This is a genomic window from Mesorhizobium sp. CC13 (assembly GCF_039907765.1).
In the GTDB taxonomy this organism is placed as follows: domain Bacteria; phylum Pseudomonadota; class Alphaproteobacteria; order Rhizobiales; family Rhizobiaceae; genus Aminobacter.
Genome location: NZ_JARDJI010000006.1, coordinates 131,243 through 147,523 on the forward strand (window position 1 = coordinate 131,243; position 16,281 = coordinate 147,523).

At 66.2% G+C, this 16,281-nt stretch carries 14 protein-coding genes and 1 riboswitch; of the genes, 6 read left to right on the plus strand and 8 right to left on the minus strand.

The window, feature by feature from the left end:
• Positions 1-109: 109 nt before the first annotated feature.
• Positions 110-799, minus strand: coding sequence for an aquaporin Z (gene aqpZ, locus PV773_RS11210; protein ID WP_347966415.1), 690 nt, complete (start codon positions 797-799; stop codon positions 110-112).
• Between the two features lie 744 nt (positions 800-1,543).
• Here aqpZ and PV773_RS11215 point away from each other — a divergent pair.
• From PV773_RS11215 to PV773_RS11230, 4 genes are all read left to right on the plus strand, one after another.
• Positions 1,544-4,765 (plus strand): helicase-related protein, encoded by a 3,222-nt coding sequence (locus tag PV773_RS11215; RefSeq protein WP_347966416.1) that lies wholly within the window; start codon positions 1,544-1,546, stop codon positions 4,763-4,765.
• A 5-nt stretch (positions 4,766-4,770) separates the two neighbouring features.
• Positions 4,771-5,154, plus strand: a complete 384-nt coding sequence (locus tag PV773_RS11220) for an RNA-binding S4 domain-containing protein (RefSeq protein WP_347966417.1) — start codon at positions 4,771-4,773, stop codon at positions 5,152-5,154.
• Positions 5,155-5,291: 137 nt separating this feature from the next.
• A complete protein-coding gene (gene fdxA, locus PV773_RS11225) occupies positions 5,292-5,630 on the plus strand; it encodes a ferredoxin FdxA (protein WP_347966418.1) in 339 nt (112 codons plus the stop codon).
• Positions 5,631-5,984: 354 nt separating this feature from the next.
• Positions 5,985-6,569 carry a CarD family transcriptional regulator gene (locus PV773_RS11230; protein WP_347966419.1) on the plus strand — a complete coding sequence of 195 codons (585 nt, stop codon included), beginning with the start codon at positions 5,985-5,987 and terminating at the stop codon, positions 6,567-6,569.
• 86 nt (positions 6,570-6,655) lie between these two features.
• On the opposite strand, the gene PV773_RS11235 is transcribed toward PV773_RS11230, so the two are convergent.
• From PV773_RS11235 to PV773_RS11245, 3 genes are all read right to left on the minus strand, one after another.
• Positions 6,656-7,423: an amino acid ABC transporter ATP-binding protein gene (locus PV773_RS11235; RefSeq protein WP_347966420.1), complete on the minus strand. Its 768-nt coding sequence runs from the start codon at positions 7,421-7,423 to the stop codon at positions 6,656-6,658.
• Positions 7,420-8,100 carry an amino acid ABC transporter permease gene (locus PV773_RS11240; RefSeq protein WP_347966421.1) on the minus strand — a complete coding sequence of 227 codons (681 nt, stop codon included), beginning with the start codon at positions 8,098-8,100 and terminating at the stop codon, positions 7,420-7,422. Before PV773_RS11240 ends, PV773_RS11235 begins: the two co-directional genes overlap by 4 nt.
• 117 nt (positions 8,101-8,217) lie before the next feature.
• Positions 8,218-8,991: an amino acid ABC transporter substrate-binding protein gene (locus PV773_RS11245; RefSeq protein ID WP_347966422.1), complete on the minus strand. Its 774-nt coding sequence runs from the start codon at positions 8,989-8,991 to the stop codon at positions 8,218-8,220.
• A 251-nt stretch (positions 8,992-9,242) separates the two neighbouring features.
• On the opposite strand from PV773_RS11245, the gene PV773_RS11250 reads away from it, so the two are divergent.
• Positions 9,243-10,112 (plus strand): RNA polymerase factor sigma-32, encoded by an 870-nt coding sequence (locus tag PV773_RS11250; RefSeq protein ID WP_347966423.1) that lies wholly within the window; start codon positions 9,243-9,245, stop codon positions 10,110-10,112.
• 3 nt (positions 10,113-10,115) lie between these two features.
• Here PV773_RS11250 and PV773_RS11255 read toward each other — a convergent pair whose 3' ends face one another.
• The 4 genes from PV773_RS11255 to thiB all read right to left on the minus strand — a co-directional run bounded on the left by PV773_RS11255 (position 10,116) and on the right by thiB (position 15,373).
• Entirely contained in the window at positions 10,116-11,585 is a 1,470-nt protein-coding gene (locus PV773_RS11255; RefSeq protein ID WP_347966424.1) for a M48 family metalloprotease, read from the minus strand.
• Between the two features lie 197 nt (positions 11,586-11,782).
• Positions 11,783-12,508, minus strand: a complete 726-nt coding sequence (thiQ, locus tag PV773_RS11260; RefSeq protein WP_347966425.1) for a thiamine ABC transporter ATP-binding protein — start codon at positions 12,506-12,508, stop codon at positions 11,783-11,785.
• Positions 12,505-14,121: a thiamine/thiamine pyrophosphate ABC transporter permease gene (thiP, locus tag PV773_RS11265; RefSeq protein WP_347966426.1), complete on the minus strand. Its 1,617-nt coding sequence runs from the start codon at positions 14,119-14,121 to the stop codon at positions 12,505-12,507. The genes thiQ and thiP overlap by 4 nt, the downstream gene beginning before the upstream one ends.
• 247 nt (positions 14,122-14,368) lie before the next feature.
• The gene (gene thiB, locus PV773_RS11270) at positions 14,369-15,373 is read right to left on the minus strand and encodes a thiamine ABC transporter substrate binding subunit (protein WP_347966427.1); all 1,005 of its coding nucleotides are present in this window, start codon (positions 15,371-15,373) and stop codon (positions 14,369-14,371) included.
• A 45-nt stretch (positions 15,374-15,418) separates the two neighbouring features.
• A riboswitch (TPP riboswitch) is annotated at positions 15,419-15,539 on the minus strand.
• 97 nt (positions 15,540-15,636) lie between these two features.
• Here thiB and PV773_RS11275 point away from each other — a divergent pair.
• Positions 15,637-16,281: a thiamine diphosphokinase gene (locus tag PV773_RS11275; RefSeq protein ID WP_347966428.1), complete on the plus strand. Its 645-nt coding sequence runs from the start codon at positions 15,637-15,639 to the stop codon at positions 16,279-16,281.

Below are 16,281 nucleotides of genomic sequence, written 5' to 3' on the forward strand. Positions count from 1 at the left end.
CGCAGTCGCGAGACTGCGGGCCTTTTTCATTGGCGGATGCCGACACTGCGGCAGCGCCCGGCAACAGGTCCGTGGCGCGCGGCGTCGGGCCGATCCCGCCTGCGATCGCTCATTCCGTTTCGAACAGCGCCTTGTGGGTGATGCCGGCAAGGATCGCCCCGACGATCGGCGCCACCCAGAACAGCCAGAGTTGCTGGAGGGCGACGCCGCCTACGAACAGCGCCGGTCCGGTCGAGCGGGCCGGGTTGACCGAGGTGTTGGTGACCGGGATCGAGATCAGGTGGATCAGGGTCAAAGCCAGGCCGATGGCGATCGGCGCAAAACCCTTGGGTACGCGGCCATGGGTCGAGCCGAGGATGATCATCAGGAACATGAAGGTCAGCACGACCTCGATGACCAGCGCCGAGGACAGGCCGTATTTGCCGGGTGAGGCATCGCCATAGCCGTTGGTGGCGAAGCCGCCGATGCCGGCGAAGTCGGCCTTGCCGCTGACGATTAGGTAGAGCGCCGCCGAGGCCAGGATCGCGCCGAGCACCTGGGCGACCACATAGGGGATCAGGTCCTTGGCGTCGAAACGGCCGCCGACCAGGAGGCCGACCGACACGGCCGGATTGAAGTGGCCCCCCGAAATGCCGCCCACGGCATAGGCCATGGTGAGTACGGTCAGGCCGAATGCAAACGCTACGCCGAGAAACCCGATGCCGAGGTCGGGGAACGCAGCCGCAAGGACTGCGCTGCCGCAGCCGCCGAAGACAAGCCAGAATGTGCCGAGGAACTCGGCGAGCAGACGTTTGGACATGATGTCATTCCCTCCAGTGTCGCGCGCCTGCGCGGTGCGCCGCATTTTCCGGAGGGGCCCGTCTGGCAACCCCCGCCGCACAGACTCAACGCCGGCATGGAGACATGGCCTGACCAGTCGCGCAACGGGTGAGGTTCCAGTAAGGTCATGCAATCACAGATATTTTCGCTGGACCACGGTTGTGCCGGATTGGCACGCAGAGGTTAACGAGCCTTGTGCGGCATTGTGGGCAAGCTTGTGCATGGTCTGTGCATAATCGGTGGATATGTGGCTGCACCCACAATATCTAGTGGAGAACGAACCGGGAAACTTCCCCGGTCAGCGATTCGTCGCCAGTTCGTTCCGCATTTGGTTCAAATCTTAACGAAATGGCGGTTGCGGGCCCGGCCGGCGTTAACGCCAAGGTAGGAAAGGTCAATAATTTCATTATTTTGATTCAGCGGGCGCGCTCCGCTGCCGCGACCGGCCGGCAAAAGTTAACGAGTCTGGCGGCGAGGTGCGAAATGTTCACTTTAGAGAATCTGCATGTGGTGTGGCTTGTCTTGCTCGTTTCAATATGTTGGGGTGAACAAAACCTGAATCATCTGGAGTCAGTGATTCGTCGCTGATTCGTTCCAGACTCGTTCCAACTGTTAAATCGGAACATTCCGCTTTCGCTTTGGCGCGCGAATCCCTATGTGTCCACTCGGCGCCGCTGGCGCCGCAACGCCAGGCCGACCCTGGCGCCGAGGGCGGTTCCTAGAAATGAATGTGCATTCCAGGCAGAACGATCCGCTGATCCTGTCAGGCCGCGACGTCACCGCGGTTCTCGGGCCGACCAATACCGGCAAGACCCATCTCGCCATCGAGCGGATGATCTCGCATGAAAGCGGGGTAATCGGGCTGCCGCTGCGCCTGCTCGCCCGCGAGGTCTATGGCCGCATCTGCGAGAAGGTCGGTGCCCACAAGGTGGCGCTGATCACCGGCGAGGAGAAGATCCAGCCGGCCGGCGCGCGATACTCCGTCTGCACGGTCGAGGCGATGCCGCGCCAGACCGACGCGGCCTTCGTCGCCATCGACGAGGTGCAGCTCGCCGGCGACCTCGAGCGCGGCCACATCTTCACCGACCGCATCCTGCATCTGCGCGGCAGGCAGGAGACGCTGCTGCTCGGTGCGGGGACCATGCAGGGCATCCTGCAGAAGCTGCTGAAGGGCGTGTCGGTGGTCACCCGGCCGCGCCTGTCGCACCTTGCCTATGCCGGCTCGAAGAAGCTGACCCGCCTGCCGCGCCGCTCGGCCATCGTCGCCTTCTCGGCCGACGAGGTCTACGGCATCGCCGAGCTGATCCGGCGCCAGCAGGGCGGCGCCGCGGTCGTGCTCGGCGCGCTGAGCCCGCGCACGCGCAATGCCCAGGTGGCGCTTTTCCAGTCCGGCGACGTCGACTACCTGATCGCCACCGATGCGATCGGCATGGGGCTCAACCTCGACGTAGACCACGTCGCCTTCGCCCAGAACCGAAAGTTCGACGGCTACCAGTACCGCCAGCTCACCGCCGCCGAACTCGGCCAGATTGCCGGCCGCGCCGGCCGCCATTTGCGCGACGGCACGTTCGGCGTGACCGGCCAGGTCGACCCGCTCGACGAGGAACTGGTCGAGAAGATCGAGGGACATGACTTCGAGCCGGTGAAGGTGCTGCAGTGGCGCACCGCCACCTTCGATTTCTCGAGCCTCGACGCGCTCAAGCGGTCGATCGACACCGCCGCGCCGGTCGAGGGGCTTACGCGCGCCCTGCCTGCGGTGGATGCGCAGGCGCTCGAGCACTTGTCGCGCGACCCTGCCATTCGTTCGCTCGCCACCAACCGCGAGCGCGTCGCGCTTCTTTGGGAAGCCTGCGCGTTGCCCGACTACCGCAAGATAGCCCCAGCGCAGCATGCCGACCTCATCGCCTCCATGTACGACGATCTCGTCCGGCGCGGTCACGTCGACGAGGCCTACATGGCCGAGCAGGTCCGTCGCGCCGACTCCACCGAGGGCGACATCGACACGCTTTCGCACCGGATCGCCCAGATCCGCACCTGGACTTTCGTCTCCAACCGCCCCGGCTGGCTTGCCGATCCGGCACACTGGCAGGAAAAAACGCGCGACATCGAGGACAGATTGTCGGATGCGCTGCATGAACGGTTGACGAAACGCTTTGTAGACCGCAGGACTTCCGTCCTCATGCGCCGCCTTAGAGAAAACACCATGCTTGAAGCCGAAATCAGCCTGTCCGGAACCGTCCTCGTCGAAGGTCATCACGTCGGCGAACTGCAAGGGTTCCGTTTCACCGCCGACCAGAGCGCCGGCGGCGAAGACGCCAAGGCAGTGCGCACGGCGGCGCAGAAGGCGCTGGCGACGGAATTCGAGACGCGGGCCGAGCGCTTTGCCGCGTCGCCCAATGGCGACATCGCGCTGGGGTCGGATGGCGTCCTGCGCTGGATCGGCGCGCCGATCGGCACGCTGGTCGAGGGCGAGGACCCGCTCAAGCCGCGCGTCGTGCTGCTCGCCGACGAGCAGCTGACCGGTCCTGCGCGCGACAAGGTCGCGGCGCGCGCCGAGCGCTTCGTCAATTTCCAGGTCGAGCTGCTGCTCAAGCCGCTGGTCGACCTCAAGTCGGCCGAGCAGCTGTCCGGCATCGGCCGCGGCATCGCCTTCAGGCTCGTCGAGAATTTCGGCCTCATCAACCGCCGCGACATCGCCGAGGACGTGAAGTCGCTCGACCAGGAAGGCCGCGCCGCGCTGCGCCGTCTCGGCGTGCGCTTCGGCGCCTACCATGTCTTCGTGCCGGCGCTGATCAAGCCGGCGCCCGCGGGGCTCGTCACGCTGCTCTGGGCGCTCAAGAACGAGGGCAAGGACAAGCCGGGCTTCGGCGACGTGGTCCACGCGCTGGCCGCCGGGCGCACCTCGGTCGTCATCGACCAGGCCTTCGACAAGGCGTTCTACCGGCTTGCCGGCTTCCGCAACCTCGGCCGCCGCGCGGTGCGCGTCGACATCCTCGAGCGCCTCGCCGACCTCATCCGCCCGGCGCTGGCCTGGCGGCAGGGCGCCGGCGCCCGCCCCGACGGAGCCTATGACGGCAGCTCGTTCATCGTGACGCCGCAGATGATGTCGATTCTCGGCGCCACGGGCGACGACATGGAAGAGATTCTGAAGGGCCTCGGCTATCGCGCCGAACCCAAGCCGGCCGCCGAGGTCAAGGACAAGCTCGAGACGATCGATGCCGCCGCGCGCGAGGCGGCAGCCCAGGCCATGGCAGCCAAGGCGGCAGCCGCCGCGGAAGCCGCTGCCGGTGAGGCGGTAGAGGTGTCGACGGAGGCATTTGCCGAAGCTGCCGATGCCGCGCAGGCGCCGGACGCCGGACATGCGCCGGAAGCCGCTGCCGGGCAGGTGGAAGTCGCTGCCGAGCCGGTTGCCGAGGTGACGGCCGAGCCGGTCGCGGCGATCGAGGCTGCAGCCGAGCCCGAGGCAGCCCCGGTCGATGCGCCTGCTGCCGAGGCGACACCGGTCGAAACCGTTGCGGCGGAAGCATCGGAAGCGGTGGAGGAGCCCAAGCCCATCCTGCTGTGGCGCCAGGCACGTTTCGAGCACCGTCCGCGCAACCATCGCCAGGACAACCGTCCGCGCGGCGGCCAGCGCGACCAGCGCAACGGCCAGGCGGCGCACAGCGGCGAGGCCAATCGTAGTGGCCCGCGTGAAGGTGGCGAGGGCCGCGATGGCGGTCGCCCGCGCTTTGATCGCAAGCCCGGCGGCAAGCCGCAGGGCGAGGGCGGACGTCCCGAGCACCGCGGCCGCGGCGATCGTCCGGGTGGCGAAAAGCACGGCGATCGCGGCGGCTTCAAGGGCAAGCCCGCATTCCAGCAGAAGCCACGCGAGGAGCGTCCGGCGCGGATCGATCCCGACTCGCCCTTCGCCAAGCTCGCGGCGCTGCGCGACCAGCTCAAGAAGTAGCAACCTTGGCCGGCGAGGGAAGACAGCGCATCGACAAGTGGCTGTTCTTCTCGCGTGCGGTCAAGTCGCGCTCGCTGGCGGCCAAGCTGGTGCAGACCGGCGGGGTCCGCCTCAACGGCCGCAAGCTCGACCAGGCATCCGACATCGTCAAGACAGGCGACGTGCTGACGATCGCGCTCGACCGCCGCATCCTGGTCTACAAGGTGCTGTCGGCCGGCGTTCGCCGCGGTCCGGCCGAGGAGGCGCGGCTGCTCTATGAGGATCTCTCGCCCGAGCCTACGCCCAAGGACCAGGCGCCGCCCGACGCGCGCCCGCCCCTGCGCGATGCCGGCAGCGGCCGCCCGACCAAGCGGGAACGCAGGGCCACCGATCGCCTGCGCGGCGACTGAGGCGGCTGGAGCGCAAAGATGAGAAAGCCGTTCCGCCAGGGGCCGTCTGCGCGGAATGGCCGCCCTTGCAACAGCCCGGCAAAGGGGTTACCTCACCGACAAAGTTCGCCCGTACGGGAAGTCCCGGAGCCTACCGCATGACCTACGTCGTCACCGACAATTGCATCAAGTGCAAGTACACCGACTGCGTCGAGGTCTGTCCGGTCGACTGTTTCTACGAAGGCGAGAACATGCTCGTCATCCATCCCGACGAATGCATCGACTGCGGCGTCTGCGAGCCCGAATGCCCGGCCGACGCCATCAAGCCGGACACCGAGCCGGGCCTGGAGAAGTGGCTCCAGGTCAACACCGAATATGCCAGCAAGTGGCCGAACCTGACGGTCAAGAAGCCCGAATTGCCGGAGGCCAAGGAGTTCGACGGCATCGAAGGCAAGTTCGAGAAGTACTTCTCGGCGGAGCCGGGCGAGGGCAACTGAAGGCTGCGCCGAAGCCCTCGGCCACAGCGTGAAGTTTCCGTGCCGAGCTCGGCTCTTGACGCGGCAGTCTCTTCGCGCATGCAGCAAAATCTTGATTCTTCCGACTTTTTGTGTTAGAGGTACGGCAACATGCCGGTGACACAACGTCGATCTATGGCGCGAAGCCTAATTCACTGAAAGGTGACAACCTCAATCCGGGCCAGAGAAATCTGGGCCGGCAGTCGCATTTGCGAGTGCCCGGTTCAATCTCTCGGATTGGGGGTCGATTTTGCGTGCGGCACAAGGTCGCGCTTGGCGACCGCCCCTTAAAGCCGGCCTCGGCGGGCCGGCGCCACAAGAAGGAGTTCAGGGCGTATGGCAACTTCCATCCCGCAGAAGAAATCCGCAGCACGTCACGGTTTCAAGACCGGTGAGTTCATCGTCTATCCGGCGCACGGCGTCGGCCAGATCGTCTCCATCGACGAGCAGGAAGTGGCGGGACACAAGCTCGAGCTGTTCGTGATCGACTTCCAGAAGGACAAGATGCGCCTCAAGGTGCCGGTCGCCAAGGCGACCTCCATCGGCATGCGCAAGCTCTCCGAGACCGACTATGTCGACCGCGCGCTGAAGGTCGTGCAGGGCCGCGCCCGCGTCAAGCGCACCATGTGGTCGCGCCGCGCTCAGGAATATGACGCGAAGATCAATTCCGGCGACCTCATCTCCATCTCGGAAGTCGTGCGCGACCTCTACCGTGCCGACAACCAGCCGGAGCAGTCCTATTCCGAGCGCCAGCTCTATGAAGCCGCGCTCGACCGCATGGCGCGCGAGATCGCGGCCGTGAACCGCATGTCGGAGACCGAGGCCGTCCGTCTCATCGAGACCAACCTCAACAAGGGTCCGAAGCGCGGCGCCAAGGCCGACAACGAGGAAGCCGACGCCGAACAGGAAGAAGCCGCCTGATCGGCCGCACAATCCCAGATCATGAAAAACCCGGCCTCGGCCGGGTTTTTTTGTTGCCGCTGAAGCGGCCGTCCCAATGAAGGTACTCAGCCCTCGCCGCCATCTCCGTGCTGGTGGGTGATCGAGGCGATGAAGCGCCGGGTGCGCTGGTGCCTGGGATTGCCGAACACTTCGCCGGCCGGGCCTTCCTCGACGATCGAGCCGGCCTCGAGAAACACCACCTTCTGCGCGATCTTGGAGGCCAGGCGCAGGTCGTGCGTCGCCATCACCATGGTCGTGCCTTCGCTGGCGAGCTGGCCGAGCACGTCGACGACTTCCTGGGCGAGTTCCGGATCCAGCGCGGAGGTCGGCTCGTCGCAGAGCAGCACCTTCGGCGAGGGGGCGAGCGCCCGGGCGATGGCCACGCGCTGCTGCTGGCCGCCCGACAAGGTCGCCGGCCAGGCATCGGCCTTGTGGGCCATGCCGACCTTTTCGAGCAATGCCGCGGCGCGTTCGCGGGCCTTGGCCTCCGGCCATTTCAGCACCGTCACCAGGCCTTCCATGACGTTCTCGATCGCAGTGCGATGCGGAAACAGCTGGAAGTTCTGGAACACCATGCCGGTCTGCCGGCGCAGCGTCTGGATGGTCTTGGTCGAGGCGCGCGTGCCCGGCTTGAATTCTATGGCGTCGTCGCCGACGCGAACCGTGCCCGACGTCGGGATTTCCAGAAGGTTGATGCAGCGCAAGAGCGTGCTCTTGCCGCCGCCCGAGGGCCCGACGAGCGCGGTCACGCTGCCTTCGCGGATGTCGACCGACACGTCGTTGATGACCGTGTTGTCGCCGAAGCGCTTGACGATGTTCGAAAGGCCGATCATGAGCGCGCCTCCAGGAAGCCGCCGTAGCGGTTGAGCCGCTTCTCGAGCCGGACCTGCAGGGTCGAAAGCACCGAACTCATGGCAAGGTAGAGCAGTGCCGCCTCGACATAGAGGATCAGCGGCTCGTAGGTGGTGGCGACGATGCGCTGGGCCGCCTGAAACATCTCGGGCACCGTGATGGCGGCGGCAAGCGAGGTGTCCTTGACCAGCGAGATGAAGGTGTTGGAGAGCGGCGGCACGGCCACGCGCGCGGCCTGCGGCAGGATGGTGCGCCGCATCGCCTGCGTCCAGGTCATGCCGATCGAATAGGCCGCCTCCCACTGGCCCTTCGGCACGGAGGTGATGACGGCGCGGATGATCTCGGACGAATAGGCGCCGATGTTGAGGGTGAAGCCGATCAGGGCCGCCGGAAAGGCGTCGAGCACGATACCGACGCTGGGCAGGCCGTAGAAGATCAGGAACAGCTGCACAAGGAGCGGCGTGCCGCGGATGATCCAGACGTAGAAGCGGACGATGGCCGTCAGCGGGGCTGGGCCGAACAGGCGCAGGAGCGCTGCCCCCAGGCCGACCGCCAGGCCGAGAACGAAGGAAAGCAGCGTAAGGGGTGCGGTGAAGACCAGGGCGGCCCACAGAAGCGGGCCGAGCGAGTCCAGCATCAATTGAAGCCAGTGGGGCAAGGCGAAGGCTCTTTCCATAACGACGAGCCCGGAAAATCGCAGATTTTCCGGGCGAGTACATGCAGAAAATGGAAGGCGGGGCGGACGCCGTTCGGCTGCCCCGCCCCTGGGGGATGCCTACTGCGAGACGTCCGTGCCGAAATAGGTCTCGGAGATCTGCTTGTAGGTGCCGTCGGCCTTGAGGTCGGCGAGCGCCTTGTTGATGGCCGCGACCAGCTCGGGGTCGCCCTTGCGCACGATCACGCCGGAGAAGTCGGCCTTCGCTTCCTCGGCCACGATCTTCACGTCGGCGTCGGGCTTCTGCTTCTTGAAGTCGTAGAAGGACAGGCTGTCGTTGATGGTGGCGTCGGCGCGGCCGTTCAGCACCAGCTGGATCGACTGGTCGAAGCCATCGGTGCCGACGAGCTCGGCGCCGTTCGATTCCGCGATCTTGCCGAAGTTGCTGGTCAGCGACTGGGCCGACTTCTTGCCCTTGAGGTCGGCGAAGCCCTTGATCTCGGCATTGTCGCCGCGGACGATCAGCACCGCCTTGGACGCGATGTAGGGCTCGGAGAAGTCGTACTTGGCCTGGCGTGCCTCGGTGATGCCGACCTGGTTGATGACGGCGTCGTAGCGGTTGGCGTCGAGGCCGGCGATCAGGCCGTCCCACTTGCCCTCGAGGAATTCGGCTTTCACGCCGAGGCGCTTGGCGATCTCCTTGCCGATCTCGACGTCGAAGCCGACCAGCGCGCCCGAGGCGTCGTGGTAGGTGAAGGGCGCATAGGTGCCCTCGGTGCCGATCTTGAATACGCCTGCGGCCTTGATCTGGTCGAGGTTCTCGCCGGCGTGGCCGGCGAGGACGGCTGCGAGCTGTAGCGTTGCTGCGAGGGCCAGCGATTTCAGCGACTTCATTTTCTGTGATCCCGATTTTCTTGCCCGGCCTTGTTTGTCGGGCGTGTTGTGATGAGGCGCAATCTGTCAGAAGCCAGGAAACGGCATAAGGAATGAAATTTCAATTATACTTATCTCTTAGAATGGAATTCCTGCAATCCCGGCGCATCGCCGCGACCGTGGAACATTGGCCCCGATGTCGCGTTTATGGCTCTGCGGGGCGGACCGGGTTGCGCTCCGCGCCTTTGCAGCGCGATCCGAAAGAGCAGGGCATGGCTATGGACAGGGCAGGCCTCGCCGGCGAACAGATGATGCTGAAGGCGGCATCGCGCGCGCCTTATCTGGATCGCGTGGAGGAACGCGATCTGGCGTTCCGCTGGAGAGAACAGCACGACCAGGATGCCTTGAACCGCATCACCACCGCTCACATGCGCCTCGTCATCGCCATGGCCGTCAAGTTTCGCCGCTACGGCCTGCCGCTCAGCGATCTGATCCAGGAGGGGCATGTCGGCCTGCTGGAAGCTGCGGCGCGTTTCGAGCCGGAGCGCGACGTGCGCTTCTCCACCTATGCTACCTGGTGGATCAGGGCGTCGATGCAGGATTACATCCTCCGCAACTGGTCGATCGTCAGGGGCGGCACGAGTTCGGCCCAGAAGTCCCTATTCTTCAATCTCCGCAGGATGCGCGCGCGGCTCGCCCAGGGCGGTGGGCTGCTCGGCGGCACTTCGGCCTATCACGAGATCTCGGTTGCCCTCGGCGTATCGGAGGCCGACGTCGCCACTATGGACATGCGCCTGTCGGTGCCCGATGCCTCCCTCAATGCCCCGCTCAACGACGAAATGGACGCCGGGGAGCGCATGGACCTGCTGGTTTCGGACGAGCCGCTGCCGGACGAACTGGTCTGCGAGGCAATCGACATCGAGCGGCGTTCCGGCTGGCTGCGCGATGCGCTCGGCGTGCTCAACGCGCGCGAGCTTCAGATCATCGAAGAGCGCCGGCTGAGCGAGGAGGGGGCCACGCTCGAGCAACTTGGGACCACGCTCGGCATATCGAAGGAGCGCGTCCGGCAGATCGAGACGCGCGCGCTGGAGAAGCTGAAATCGGCGCTGGTCAAGCAGAACGTCGATTTCGTCGGCGCCTGAAGCCTACCTGTCCGTGACGATCTTGACCTTGTCGCCGGCCGAAACGGTGGCGCCCGGGCCAAGGGCGTTGAGCACGCGGAACAGGTCGAGCTTGCGATCGACGCCGACCATGCTCGCAGCAAGCGAACCCATGGTCTGGCCCGGCTGAACCGTGACGACGCGGATGCGCAGCGGCTTGAGCGCAGCCTTCTCCGCGGCGGTCATCACATGGAAGCTGGAGCTTACCGTGCGTGCGATGCTGTCGAGCTGGTTGCTTGCCGTCGGTGCTGCCGTCAGCAGGCGATAGACCTGGGTCTCGGCCCGGATGACGACGATGTCGAACTGCCAGCCCTCGGCGCTGGCGCGCGCAAAGGCCGCTTCGTTGCCGTTGATGGTCTGAGCCTGCACGCTTGCCGGATCGAGGCCCGCCACCCAGCCGCTGCGGATGTAGTCCGGCAGCGACATGTTGTTGTTGATGCTCACGCCGTCGAACCGGATGGCGATGTTGCCCGGACCGGTCGCGGTGACGGCGGCGGCCGTGTTGTCGATGATGAAGCCCTGCGGCACCGCAAAGGATATGCCGAGCTTGGGATGGAGGAAGTTGGTGCCGCGCACATAGCCTTCTTCCGGCGTATCGCCGAACAGCAGTCCGTCGATGCCGGCCAGAAAGGAGTCGCGGTCGCGCCGGCCGATGCCCGGCGCCCCGAACTGGCGCGCGTGGCGCTGGGCGAGATCGATGCGCTGCGGCGCATTGGGGTGGCTGGCAAGGAAGTCGAGGCTGGCGTCGGTGGCGCCGCTGACGGAGCGGAAGTCGCTGTAGGACGCCATCGACTGCAGGAAGCGGCCTGCGGCGAACGGATCGTAGCCGGCCTGCCCGCTCGTCTTGATGCCGATGCCGTCGGCCTCCAGTTCCTGGTTGCGCGAGAACTGGGCGAGCCGGAGCTTGCCGCGGATGAGTGCCGCCTTGGCCGTCGGGCTTTCGCCGAGCACGTCCGTCACGACCTTCGTCGCCAGCACTTCCTCGGCTTCCTTCTGCTGCCGCTGGACGCCGTGATTGGCGGTGACGTGGCCCATCTCGTGCGAGATCACGGCGGCGAGCTCGGCCGAATCGTTGGCGAGCGCCAGCAGGCCGCGGGTCACGTAGAGATAGCCGCCCGGCAGCGCGAAGGCGTTGACGTTGGGCGAGTTGAGGATGGTGATGCGGTAGGTCTGGTTCGGGTTGGCCGAAGCCGTGGTCAGGCTGCCGACCACCTTGGCCACCATGCGCTCCAGCTTCGGATCGGAATACTCGCCGCCATAGGTGGCGAGGATGCGCGGATGCTGGGCCTTGGCGATCTCGGCGAACTTGTCGTTGCGCGAGACGTTGTCGACCGTCACGGGGTTGTTCGAAGGCTGGAAGCCTGACTCGCGGACGTCGGCCGGATTGAGCACCTGGCACCCGGCGACGAGCGCCGTCAGCGCGACCGCGAGGGCAAGTCGCGAGCGGCGTGACATGGGCTTCTCGGTGAGGCCGTGGCGGCGGATAGGCAGGGCAGCTTCCTTTCGGTGGTCTGGGCAGCGGCGAAGCATTACCCGACGGTATCGCGTGGACCTAGCCATACTCACTATGCCGAGACAATAAGGCACGCTTGGTCATTGTGGCGATTTGACCGTAAATTATGTCCGCTTCCGGGCAAATTCCCGTGATCGGCTCAGTCACGTTCGGCACCGATATAGCGACGGAACGCCTCCGGTCCAGAATTGTTGAAGAAATCAACGGCTTTGCCGCTCGCCGCGACCATGCCTGCTTCGACGAAAACCATGTTTTTGGCCAGTTTTCGCGCGTCTTCGGGTTGGTGTGTCACAAAAAGCACGGTCATCGGCCGTTCTGCATGCACGCCCGCGAGCAGGTCCAGCATCTCGTCGCGCAGCGCTGGTCCAAGCGAGGCGAACGGTTCATCCAGGAGCAGAACCGGCCGGTCGCGCACAAGGACGCGGGCCAGCGCGACACGCTGGCGTTCGCCGCCGGACAGTTCCCGCGGCAGCCGATTCGTCATGCCGGCGAGGCCGACGCGCGTCAGCGCCTCCTGCACGTCTTCGCGGTCTGAAGCCGTGAGTTTGAGGGCGGGAGAGCGCCCCAGCCCGACATTGCTGGCGACGTCGAGATGGGCGAAGAGGTTGTTCTCCTGGAACACCATCGAGACCGGGCGCCCGGAAGGCGGCGCTGCGGTCACGTCTGCTCCGCCGATCAGCACCCGTCCTTCTCGCGGCTCCTCGAAGCCGGCCACCAGATTGAGCAGCGTCGACTTGCCGGCGCCGCTCGGTCCCATGATCGCGGTGATCTCGCCGGGAGCGAAGTCCACGTCGAAACGCACCATGGTTTCCGCATAGCTGAACAGCACCCGGTCGAGCCGCACCGCTTCGCCCCTTGCCGTCATCGCGAAGTCTCCTTGCCGAGCCGGTCGGCGAGCATCATCAGTGCCAGGCACAGCAGCCCGAGCATCAGCGCCAGCCCGGCAGCGTCGGCCGTGCGGTAGCTGCCCATGCGGGCGAGCAGAAGATAGGGCAGGGTCTGCACCGCGTCGCTGCCGAACAGCGCGATCACGCCGAGGTCGCCCAGCGAAAGTGCTGCGGCGAAGGCGAAGGCGGTGGCGAGCGGCCGCCGCAGCACCGGCCAGTCGATCAGGCGCAGGCGGCTCCAGCCGGCGATGCCCAGTTGCGCGCGCAGCCTTTCGTGGCGCTCGGCGGCGGCATCGTGAGCCGGGCGGATGGCACGCACGGCGAACGGCATCGCCATCACCGCATTGACGGTCACGACCATGACCGGCGCGAGCGCGAAGACGTCGACGCCCTGCCGCACCAGCACGAACCATCCGGCGCCGACGACGACCGGCGGCACCACCAGAACGAGGCCGGCGCCGGTATCGGTCATCTTCTCGAGCAACGGTCGCTTGTTGCCCGCTCGGGCGGCGGCAAGCGCGTGCCGCGCCATGACGAGGGCGAGGGAAAGCGCGCAGGCCAGCGCCGCCGAAAGCGAGGCGAAAACGAGGCTCGTCAGCGCGGCACCTTGGACAGAGGCTTCGGTGGCAAGGCGGCCGAGGTCGGCTTCCAGCCCGGATGCGACGGTGGCCAGCATCGGCCCGCCGACGAAAACCAGTGCAGCGAGGATGACGGCGGCGTTCATGATCCTCTCGCCGATACGGGCGTCGATATAGCTGCGCCGCGCCACCGAGAGGTTGGCGTCGCCCGTCGTGTTGGCCCCGAGCTTCGTCAGCAGGGCCACCGCCGCCGCCGTCAGCACGATCTGCAGCAGCGTCAGCGCCACCGCCCGCGCGGGGTCGAAGTCGAAGCGCAGCGCCTGGTAGATCGCGACCTCGAGGGTGGTTGCGGCGGGGCCGCCGCCGAGCGTGAGTACGATGGTGAAGGAGGTGATGCAGAGCATGAACACCAGCCCGGCGGTGCCGGGCAGGGCCGTGCGCATCGCCGGCCATTCGATCAGCCGAAAGCTCGCGCGCGCGCCCATGCCGAGCTGGCTCGCCAGCCGCAATTGGTCGGCGGGAACGGTCTGCAACGATTCGAGCAGCAGCCGCGTCGCGAGAGGCAGGTTGAAGAAGACATGCGCGACGAGGATGCCGGAAAGCCCGTAGATGCCCGGCCAGGTGCCTCCGCCCAGCGCACCGAGGGGGGCGGCGAAATAGCCGGCGCGGCCATAGAGCGTCAGAATGCCGAGGGCCGCGACGATCGCCGGCAACGCCAGCGGCACGCCGAACAGGCGCAGGATCAGCCCGCGGCCGGGAAACTCCGGATGTCGTGCAAGCGCGCGGGCGACAAGGATCGCCGGGCCGACCGAAAGCAGCATCGACAGCAGTGCCTGCCACAGCGTGAAGCGGGCGATACGAAAGAGATAGGAATCGAAGGCTGCATAGGCGCCTTCGGGGTTGCGCCAGGCTTCGACGCCGAGGCCTGCGAAGGCACCGCCGATCAGCAGGCCGATGGCCGCCAGCGCGAGGATGCCTGCGGCGATGCGGGGGTCGCGATGGCTTATCTGCATGATGGGCCGGACTTTGCAGGGTGCGGACTGTAAGGCCGACTAACATTGCGCCCTGTCGCGCCCCCCTCTGGCCTGCCGGCCATCTCCCCCACAAGGGGGGAGATCAGCTGCTTCAGCCTCCCTCTGCTTCCAGCAGCGCCAAAGATTGGCGCAGGCCATGCCACAGCCAATCTCCCCCCTTGTGGGGGAGATGGCCGGCAGGCCAGAGGGGGGTGTTGAAGCGCGGCCACGTTCCAGCCTTACGAGCTTACCTGCTCATCACGCCGAGCCACTCGTCGACCCAGGCCTTGCGGTTGGCGGCGACCTCGTCGGCGCTGAAGAGCAGCGTCTTGGACGGCTTCACCAGCTTGTCGAAGGCGGGGTTGAGCGGCTTGTCGGTCTTGCCGGCCGGCAGCATCCAGTTGGTCTCAGGCACCACGTCCTGGAAGCCCGGGCCGGTCATGAAGGCCATGAACTTCTCCGACAGCGGGTTCTTGGCGCCCGTGGTGGTTATGCCGGCGACCTCGATCTGGAGATAGTGGCCTTCCTCGAAGGATGCGGCCTGGTAGCGCTCGGTGTTCTCGGCGACGATGTGGTAGGCGGGCGAGGTCGTGTAGGACAGCACCATCGGCGCCTCGCCCTTGGTGAACAGGCCATAGGCCTCGCTCCAGCCCGGGGTGACGGTCAGCACGCGGCCCTTGAGCTTGGCCCAGGCCTCGGGCGCCTTGTCGCCATAGACCGACTTGACCCAGAGCAGCAGGCCGAGGCCCGGCGTCGAGGTGCGCGGATCCTGGATGGCGATCTTCTCCTCGGGGTTGCCCTCGACCAGGTCCTTCAGGCTCTTGGGCGGGGTCTTCAGCTTCTCGGTATCATAGACGACGGCGAAGTAGCCGTAGTCGTAGGGCACGAAGGTGTCGTCCTTCCAGTCGCCGGGGACCTTGATGTCGTTGCCCGCCGCGGCGTGCGGCACGAACAGGCCGGTCGCCTTGGCCTCGGCGGTCAGGTTGGTGTCGAGGCCGAGCACGATGTCGGCCTTGGTCGAGGCCCCCTCGAGCTTGACGCGGTTGAGCAGCGCCACGCCGTCGGCCACCGAGACGAAATCGACCGCGCAGGCGCATTCGGCCTCGAAAGCCTTCTTCACCTGCGGGCCGGGGCCCCATTCTGAGGTGAAGCTCTCATAGGTGTAGATGGTGAGCTTGCCTTCGGCCGAAGCCGGGAAGGCAGCGGCGGCAAGCGCCAGGGCGGATGTCAGCGACAGGATCAGCGAGCGCATCGGCGCCTCCTTCATTAGGGTTGAAAGGGAATTTGAAGCGCCGGGGCGTCCGAAGCATCTAATCCCTCCGCCGGTACAAACCGGATCAGGTTCGGCGGGTTGGCCGGAATTCTCCCAGCCTCTCAGCCGGCCCGCTTGCGCGCGACAGGCACCCCGTTAGAGCGATCCAAGAAATAGAGCCGGCGAAGGGGCGGTGCAAGCGCAAGTTTCAGGCACGCGCGGCGGCCTTCCGTTTCGGCTGCCGGGCTGGTAATGGCCACGGCATGAGCCGGTTCACCATCCTCCTCGGCGGCGAGATATTCCGCACGCCGCGCCTCGACAGCCAGGTCGCGGGCAGCCGCGTGATCGCGGCCGATTCCGGCATCCGCCACGCGGCCATGCTCGACCTGGTCCCGGAACTCTGGCTGGGCGACTTCGATTCCGTGCCGGCCGATCTCGATGCCCGCCTGGCCGGCCTGCCGCGCGAGACCTTTCCCGCCGACAAGGACAAGACCGACGGCGAGTTGGCCATCGCCGCGGCTCTTGATCGTGGCGCCACCTCGCTGGTTCTCGCCGGCGCCTTTGGCGGCCCGCGCGCCGACCATGCCTTCCTGCATCTGGCGCTGGCGCTCAGGCTTGCGGAAGCCGGTACCGAGGTGCTGCTCACCAGCGGCCGCCAGGAGGGTGTGCCTTTGCTCCCTGGTGCTGCCGACTTCGACTATGACGCGGGCACGTTGTTTTCCGTGCTCGCCTTCTCCGCGCTCTCCGGCCTCTCCGAAGAGGGCGCCAAATGGCCGCTCGACAAGGTCGAGGTGCCGTTCGGTTCCTCGCTGACCTTGTCGAACGAAGTTCGCGGGCGGCTCAGCATATCGCTGGCCGACGGCCGCGCCTTGCTTCTCGCACATCCCTTTCCCGCCTCGGAATTCTGA

Coding starts and splice junctions, on each gene's coding strand:
- PV773_RS11255 (WP_347966424.1), bottom strand. CDS start 11,585: ATGTCACGCCGCTCGCGACTTGCCCTCGCGGTCGCGCTGACGGCGCTC.
- PV773_RS11275 (WP_347966428.1), top strand. CDS start 15,637: ATGAGCCGGTTCACCATCCTCCTCGGCGGCGAGATATTCCGCACGCCG.
- thiP (WP_347966426.1), bottom strand. CDS start 14,121: ATGCAGATAAGCCATCGCGACCCCCGCATCGCCGCAGGCATCCTCGCG.
- PV773_RS11250 (WP_347966423.1), top strand. CDS start 9,243: ATGGCTATGGACAGGGCAGGCCTCGCCGGCGAACAGATGATGCTGAAG.
- thiQ (WP_347966425.1), bottom strand. CDS start 12,508: ATGACGGCAAGGGGCGAAGCGGTGCGGCTCGACCGGGTGCTGTTCAGC.
- PV773_RS11245 (WP_347966422.1), bottom strand. CDS start 8,991: ATGAAGTCGCTGAAATCGCTGGCCCTCGCAGCAACGCTACAGCTCGCA.
- aqpZ (WP_347966415.1), bottom strand. CDS start 799: ATGTCCAAACGTCTGCTCGCCGAGTTCCTCGGCACATTCTGGCTTGTC.
- PV773_RS11230 (WP_347966419.1), top strand. CDS start 5,985: ATGGCAACTTCCATCCCGCAGAAGAAATCCGCAGCACGTCACGGTTTC.
- PV773_RS11235 (WP_347966420.1), bottom strand. CDS start 7,423: ATGATCGGCCTTTCGAACATCGTCAAGCGCTTCGGCGACAACACGGTC.
- PV773_RS11215 (WP_347966416.1), top strand. CDS start 1,544: ATGAATGTGCATTCCAGGCAGAACGATCCGCTGATCCTGTCAGGCCGC.
- fdxA (WP_347966418.1), top strand. CDS start 5,292: ATGACCTACGTCGTCACCGACAATTGCATCAAGTGCAAGTACACCGAC.
- thiB (WP_347966427.1), bottom strand. CDS start 15,373: ATGCGCTCGCTGATCCTGTCGCTGACATCCGCCCTGGCGCTTGCCGCC.